The organism is Intrasporangium sp. (assembly GCF_032907665.1).
Lineage (GTDB): Bacteria > Actinomycetota > Actinomycetes > Actinomycetales > Dermatophilaceae > Intrasporangium.
In genome coordinates this window covers 1-3896 of sequence record NZ_JAJJPG010000215.1, presented here as the reverse complement: position 1 = coordinate 3896, position 3896 = coordinate 1, and the positions used below count along the sequence as shown (strand labels likewise).

Sequence of the window (3896 nt, the reverse complement as noted above, 5' to 3'; positions counted from 1 at the left end):
CTCTGCATCAGAATTGAACTCGCAACGACTGGCTCAACTACTGCCGTCCTGCTGCAGACCCGCCAAACGCACCGCCCGCATCCGCGCGCGAAGCCAGCCCAGCGGCATACGCTGACCTCTGTCACCCGACCCACCCGCGAAGGACACCCATGTACGGCACCGTCAAGGACGAGCTCGCAGCGACCCTGCAGGAGATCAAGGACGCCGGCCTCTACAAGAACGAGCGCGAGCTGACCTCACCCCAGTCGGCGCACGTGACGACCCTCAAGGCCGAGGCGATCAACTTCTGCGCCAACAACTACCTCGGCCTGGCCGACGACCCGTCGATCATCGAGGCCGCCAAGGGCGCGCTCGACGCGTGGGGTTTCGGGATGGCGTCGGTCCGGTTCATCTGCGGCACGCAGACCCTGCACACCCAGCTCGAGCGCCGGATCGCCGACTTCCTCGGGATGGAGGCGACGATCCTCTACTCGTCGTGCTTCGACGCCAACGGCGGCGTCTTCGAGGTCCTCTTCGGCGCCGAGGACGCGATCATCAGCGACGAGCTCAACCACGCGTCGATCATCGACGGCATCCGCCTCTCCAAGGCGATGCGCTACCGCTACCGCAACGCCGACATGGCCGACCTGCGGGCGCAGCTCGAGGCGGCCGCAGCTGCGGGTGCCAAGCGCACGGTCGTCGTCACCGACGGCGTCTTCTCGATGGACGGGTCCTACGCCCCCCTCGACGCGATCTGCGACCTCGCAGAGGAGTTCGGCGCGCTCGTCTTCGTCGACGACTCGCACGCCGTGGGGTTCATCGGCGACGGAGGGCGTGGCACGCCGGAGCTCTTCGGCGTGCAGGACCGCGTCGACATCATCACAGGCACCCTGGGCAAGGCCCTCGGCGGCGCCTCCGGCGGATACGTCGCGAGCCACCAGGAGGTCGTCGACCTGCTTCGCCAGCGCTCCCGGCCCTACCTCTTCTCGAACTCCGTCGCGCCGCCCGTCGTCGCCGGTTCGATGCGGGCGCTCGAGCTCATCGAGTCCTCCGGCGAGAAGCGCCAGATCCTGCGACGCAACACCGAATTGTTCCACCGGCTCATGACGGAGGCGGGCTTCGAGCTCCTCCCCGGGTCGCACCCGATCCGTCCCGTCATGTTCCCCGGCGAGGACGGCGCGCGTCGCGCGACAGACATCGCAGACCACATGCTCGGCAACGGCGTCTACGTCATCGCGTTCAGCTTCCCCGTCGTGCCGCGGGGGAAGGCGCGCATCCGGGTCCAGCTCTCGGCGGCCCACTCCGAGGACGACGTGCGAGCCTGCGTCGACGCCTTCGTCGCTGCCCGCGACGCGGTGGGCTGACCGGACACAGGAGGAGGTCGTATGCCGCTGGGCTCGCTTGCGCAACCGCGGCCGGGTCGCGTGGGCGTCCTGGTCGAGCGGCTCACGCCGGGCTACTTCGCCCTCGTCATGGCGAGCGGGATCATCTCGCTCGGGCTCCAGCTCGTCGGCTTCACCGTCCTGTCGGTCGTACTCTTCGCCGTCTGCATCACGGCCTATGTCGTGCTCATCGTGCTCAACGTCTGGCGGTTCGCCGCCTTCCGGCACGCCATGATCGACGACTTCAAGAATCCCAAACGGGCCTTCGGCTTCTTCACCTTCGTCGCCGGGACCAACGTCCTTGGCGCCCGGGCGGGTGCCGAGGGCTGGTACACCCTGACGGCCTGGCTGCTCGTCATCTCGTTCGCCGTCTGGCTCGTCCTCGGCTACGTCATCCCGTGGAGCGCCGTGCTGGGCCGCTCCGAGCGGCCGGTTGTCGCCCTCGCCAACGGCACGTGGTTCATCTGGGTCGTCGCGAGCCAGTCGGTCGCCGTGTCGGCTGCCACGCTCGAGGTCGTCCTCGTGGAGCTGCGGGCCTGGCTCGCGATCCTCGCGGTGTTCTCGTGGTCCGTCGGGGTGTTCCTCTACGTGGCCTCGGCGATCATCGTCGCACTGCGGATCATGCTCTACGAGCTCGACCCGACGGAGTTCGACCCGCCCTACTGGGTGTCGATGGGTGCCGTGGCCATCACGGTGGTGGCCGGTGCCCGGATCGTCGAGATGGAGTCGGCGCCGATGGCCGATGCCACCCAGGGTCTCGTCGCGGGGCTCTCCGTCGTGTTCTGGGCGTTCGCGACGTGGCTCATCCCCGTGCTCGTCGCGGCGGGAGTGTGGCGGCACTACGTCCGCAAGGTCCCGCTCGTCTACGTGCCGACGCTGTGGAGCATGATCTTCCCGCTCGGGATGTATGCCGTCGCCGGGATCTACCTCGGCCGCGCCGACCGCCTGCCGATCGTCGAGGCGATCGGGTCGAACTGGCTGTGGGTCGCGCTCACCGCATGGGCCCTCGTCTTCGTGGCGATGGTCCGGAGCGTCGGTGCCGCGTTGCTCGACCGCTCGAGGACGTGACCGGCGAGATGCCCTCGAGCCTTGCGGGGCAGGCTACCTGCGCGGGATCTCGTGCAGCCAGGGCCGGCTGAGGTCGAAGGAGCGGCCCGACACCTCGTCGACCTCGATCGCGACGACCACCGACTTCGGGCTCGGGATCCAGGGTCGGAGCGGGAGCTGCTCGACGATGTAGGCGTCCTGGCCCTCGAGGATCTTGGCTCGGCCGCGGACGATGACGCTCGTCGCGCGATCATCGACGACCTCGTCCACCTCGAAGGCGACGTCCCGGTTGGCCGTGACACCGAAGAGCTTGCTGCCCTCGCTCGTGATGAAGACGATCCGGTCCATGGGGTCGACGGCGTAGTTGATCGGGGCGATGTGGACCTCGCCGACGAGATGGAACGCCAGCCGACCGAACTCGCGAGCCCGGAGGAAGTCCCATGACTGATCGGGGTGCAGGACGCGCATCGGGCCGTCGTCGTCGTAGTCGTTCATGTCAGCTCCCTCGATGGTGGGACCGGGCCCCTGGGTCTCGGTACTACCCATAGTAGTAGCCCCCGGGTGGGGGCCGTCGGCCGTGCGAGGTGCGTCACCGGACAGCCTACGAGCGGCGTGAGTGGAGTTGTGGGTTGGGGTTGTCGGGGGTCCACGGGGGCGGAGCCCCCGTGAGTTGGGATTGACTATGCCCATGGACTTCTACAGCTCCTATGCCCACGGCTTCGCCCGCGTGGCGGCGTGCACGCTCCCGGTCGCTGCCGCCGACCCTGCTCGCAACGCCGACGCGGTCATCGAGCAGGCGCGAGCCTGCAGCGCCGAGGGCGTGGCGCTCGCGAGCTTCCCCGAGCTGTGCCTCACCGGCTACGCCATCGACGACCTCCTTCTCCAGGACCCGCTCCTCGACGCGGCAGAGGAGGCCCTCGCCCGGGTCGTGGAGGCCTCGGCCGACCTGCTGCCGGTCCTCGTGGTCGGCCTGCCGCTCGTCAAGGACGCGCGACTCTTCAACTGTGCCGTGGTCGTGCACCGCGGGGCGATCCTCGGTGTCGCGCCCAAGGCCTACCTGCCGACCTACCGCGAGTTCTACGAGCGGCGACACTTCGCCGCCGGGGACGACCAGCGGCGCGAGACGATCGACGTGGCCGGGTGGCGCGTGCCGTTCGGCACCGACCTGCTCTTCCGCGCGACCGACCTCGAGGGCTTCGTCGTCGGCGTCGAGGTGTGCGAGGACATGTGGATCCCGGTGCCTCCGAGCGCTGAGGCGGCGCTCGCCGGCGCGACCGTGCTCGTCAACATCTCGGGCTCCCCGATCACCGTCGGCCGAGCGGAGGATCGCCACCTGCTGTGCCGGAGCGCGTCGGCCCGGTGCCTCGCTGCCTACCTGTACTCCGCGGCGGGCGAGGGTGAGTCGACGACCGACCTGTCCTGGGACGGCCAGACGATGATCTACGAACGCGGCATGCTGCTGGCCGAGACCGAGCGCTTCCCGGAGGG

General features: G+C 69.1%; 4 protein-coding genes. 3 read left to right on the top strand and 1 reads right to left on the bottom strand.

Annotated features, from left to right (window positions below; translation table 11 throughout):
* The first annotated feature begins 149 nt into the window (after nt 1–149).
* Together LOY02_RS18335 and LOY02_RS18330 are read left to right on the top strand one after the other, a co-directional pair.
* On the top strand, nt 150–1343 hold the full coding sequence (locus LOY02_RS18335; protein ID WP_317183809.1) for a glycine C-acetyltransferase: 1194 nt from the start codon (nt 150–152) through the stop codon (nt 1341–1343).
* Between the two features lie 21 nt (nt 1344–1364).
* Nucleotides 1365–2429, top strand: a complete 1065-nt coding sequence (locus LOY02_RS18330) for a tellurite resistance/C4-dicarboxylate transporter family protein (protein WP_317183808.1) — start codon at nt 1365–1367, stop codon at nt 2427–2429.
* Between the two features lie 33 nt (nt 2430–2462).
* On the opposite strand, the gene LOY02_RS18325 is transcribed toward LOY02_RS18330, so the two are convergent.
* On the bottom strand, nt 2463–2903 hold the full coding sequence (locus tag LOY02_RS18325; RefSeq protein ID WP_317183807.1) for a pyridoxamine 5'-phosphate oxidase family protein: 441 nt from the start codon (nt 2901–2903) through the stop codon (nt 2463–2465).
* A 193-nt stretch (nt 2904–3096) separates the two neighbouring features.
* Between LOY02_RS18325 and LOY02_RS18320 the strand changes: the two genes are divergently transcribed.
* Nucleotides 3097–3896, top strand: an 800-nt coding sequence (locus tag LOY02_RS18320) for a nitrilase-related carbon-nitrogen hydrolase (protein WP_317183806.1), incomplete at its 3' end; no start/stop codon positions are given.

Coding starts and splice junctions, on each gene's coding strand:
- LOY02_RS18325 (WP_317183807.1), bottom strand. CDS start 2,903: ATGAACGACTACGACGACGACGGCCCGATGCGCGTCCTGCACCCCGAT.
- LOY02_RS18330 (WP_317183808.1), top strand. CDS start 1,365: ATGCCGCTGGGCTCGCTTGCGCAACCGCGGCCGGGTCGCGTGGGCGTC.
- LOY02_RS18335 (WP_317183809.1), top strand. CDS start 150: ATGTACGGCACCGTCAAGGACGAGCTCGCAGCGACCCTGCAGGAGATC.